2 protein-coding genes and 1 tRNA gene are annotated in these 2,570 nt (G+C 51.7%); all 3 read left to right on the top strand.

Annotated features, from left to right (window positions below):
• Window positions 1–124 precede the first annotated feature (124 nt).
• The 3 genes from nagZ (at window position 125) to HQL52_20280 (ending at window position 1,884) form a co-directional block, all read left to right on the top strand.
• Window positions 125–1,231: a beta-N-acetylhexosaminidase gene (gene nagZ / locus HQL52_20290; GenBank protein MBF0371779.1), complete on the top strand. Its 1,107-nt coding sequence runs from the start codon at window positions 125–127 to the stop codon at window positions 1,229–1,231.
• Window positions 1,232–1,313: 82 nt separating this feature from the next.
• Window positions 1,314–1,706 carry a DUF971 domain-containing protein gene (locus HQL52_20285; protein MBF0371778.1) on the top strand — a complete coding sequence of 131 codons (393 nt, stop codon included), beginning with the start codon at window positions 1,314–1,316 and terminating at the stop codon, window positions 1,704–1,706.
• Window positions 1,707–1,808: 102 nt separating this feature from the next.
• A tRNA-Glu gene (locus HQL52_20280) sits at window positions 1,809–1,884 on the top strand.
• The last annotated feature ends 686 nt before the right edge of the window (window positions 1,885–2,570 follow it).

Below are 2,570 nucleotides of genomic sequence, written 5' to 3'. Positions count from 1 at the left end.
CTCACGAAATCCTTTGGTATCCGTGTTGTTGGGCTTGGCCGCATGATCCAAAGCTACATGAATCGGTGAAACTTCAGCAACGCATCTTTATCTGTATAGGATTACCAGGGAGCTTGACCACACCATGAAACCACATTCACGCCCTGGCCGACATCTCGTGATGGGGCTTTCCGGCATGGAATTGACCGCTCAGGAGCGGGTCTTTCTGAAGGAACAGGCACCGATTGGGGTGATTTTTTTTAGCCGTAATATCGATGATCTCAATCAATTGCAAAACCTGATCCGGGAAATCCTCGCTACCGGCCCCACGCCACCGACCCTCTGGATCGACCAAGAGGGCGGACGGGTACAACGCTTGAGGGAACCTTTTACCCCTTATCCCAGTCCATTCCGATGGGCGGAATTGGCGAAAATCGATTTTGATAAAGCTTTGAGGCTCTCCCGAAGTGCGGGTCGTCTGGTGGGGCTGGAGCTGGCTTCTCTGGGCATAGGGGTGGATTGCGCACCGGTGCTGGACATCCGTCAATCCGATGCGGATCCGGTGATTGGTGAGCGGGCCTTTGGCAGCGACCCGGAAACGGTCATCCGCTTGGCCGGGGCTTGGCACGAGGGGCTTTCTGGCACCGGGGTAATGGGCATGGGCAAACATTTTCCCGGCCATGGGGCAGCCACGAGTGATTCCCATAAAAAGCTGCCGGTGGTGGAAAAATCCAAAGAGGCGCTGGCAAAATGGGAGTTACAGCCCTTCAAGGCTTTGCTCCATCGCCTTCCCGCATTGATGACCGCCCACCTGGTAGCCACAGGTCTGGATGCCAAAGTGCCTGCCACTTGGTCCCGAACGCAACTTGTGGGCCTGCTCCGGGAAAGCTGGGGCTATGAGGGGCTCATCGTGACCGATGCCTTGGAGATGGGTGCTCTTACCGGTACCATGGCCGAGCGCAGTTATCGATCCATAGTGGCGGGGTGTGATGTGGTGCTCTGCTGCACCGGTCGATTGGCCGATAGTGAAGCCACCCTGGACGGCATCACCCAGGCCATGGGGGATCCTCAGTCGGGATGGGACAGGGCTTCCCCTGAACGGGTAAAGCGGGTACTTTCTCCCCATCGAATAGCCCCGGGAAAACCGGACCGGTTGCTTGCTGATGGGGAATATCTCAAGGCACGCAAGGAGATTGAGGCCCTTGGAGAGGATCTCTCTCAGGTAGACCCCACGGAACAATTACACGTATGAACCAATCCGGTGCTGGCTTAAGATAGAATATCAATCGCAAAACCGGACAGAATATCAATCGTACTGAATCAGGAGAGTATGGATGGCTTACGGCAGCGAATTCATTCCCACTGAAATCCGTAAAAAAACCGCTGAACGCATGATCGTCATCAGCTGGGATAACGGGGACAAATTTGAATATACCATGGAATATCTGCGGGTGGCCTGCCCCTGCGCTGGCTGCTGTGGTCACCACCCCAGTGAGGCCAAATTGATCGACGGCAAACAGGATGTTACGGTGGTGAGTATTGAGCCCATCGGCCACTATGCCATCAAACTGAAATTTAGCGACGATCACGATACCGGCGTCTATTCCTGGGAAACCCTTTATGAGTTGGGCAAAAAACAGGAAGAAAAATGGTCTGGCTATCTTTCGGATCTGGATGGGGCGGGCAAAAAACGCAAATCAAACATCATCCCCATCAAAGCCATTTAGAGAAAACCTGCCAGGAGAATCAACAAACTGGCTGCTGTGTTTTTCCGAAATAATCCTTGCCCTTCAGGGGGAATATCGGTACAAAGCCTTTATTCACAAGACGTCCCCATCGTCTAGTGGCCTAGGACGCTGGCCTCTCACGCCGGTAACAGGGGTTCGACTCCCCTTGGGGACGCCAATTTTTCAAAGAGTTAGCCGCCTTTCACAGGGGCTTTTTCGTTTTTACTGCAAATATACTGCAAACCTGTTCCAGGAATTGTCTCCTTCCGCCACCATCTCGGGATGATCACCCCCTCCTCGCAAACCTTGCCATCAGGATTTCATCCGCCGTCTCCGTCCAGACCGCAAAAGATTGGCGCTACTGGGAAAACACCCGTGCGCTACCGACGAACCGGTCGTTCCAGATTTTGTTAGGGCTTTATTGATCGGAAACACAGAGAGAGAGCGTTTGCCTTTCACTCGAACGTCCGCGAGAATCGGCGTACTCATGTAAATTCGCGTTTTTGTTGGCACCAATTTACGCTTAAGTTGGCACCAATTTACGCTTAAGTTGGCACCAGTTTCGTAAATTTTTTCCTGTTTAACCCTCTACTGAAGTTTTACCGTTTTTCATTGCTACCAACAGGACAAAGGGTATGAAAAATCGCGCGTCATAAGGCAAACTTTGTGTGAATAAAGCTGCCTTGCTTGCTGGTGATTGATAAGTCTTATTCCCTTTTAAAATCAAATATTTGCAGATGAATTTCGGTCGTTTCTCGTGTATACTTGTCGATGTTAACTCGTTAAGAATACAGAGAAAAAGGTCGCTATCTGATGTTCGTTCTACGCTCCATCCTGGTTCCCCTCCAGGCTGATTTTTCCGAT

This window comes from Magnetococcales bacterium, assembly GCA_015232395.1.
Lineage (GTDB): Bacteria > Pseudomonadota > Magnetococcia > Magnetococcales > JADFZT01 > JADFZT01.
The sequence above is the reverse complement of the archived record's forward strand: the minus strand, read 5'-3'. Positions and strand labels throughout refer to the sequence as shown.

Bases quoted from the DNA above. Each gene is read 5' to 3' on its own strand.
- nagZ (MBF0371779.1), top strand. From the start codon at position 125: ATGAAACCACATTCACGCCCTGGCCGACATCTCGTGATGGGGCTTTCC.
- HQL52_20285 (MBF0371778.1), top strand. From the start codon at position 1,314: ATGGCTTACGGCAGCGAATTCATTCCCACTGAAATCCGTAAAAAAACC.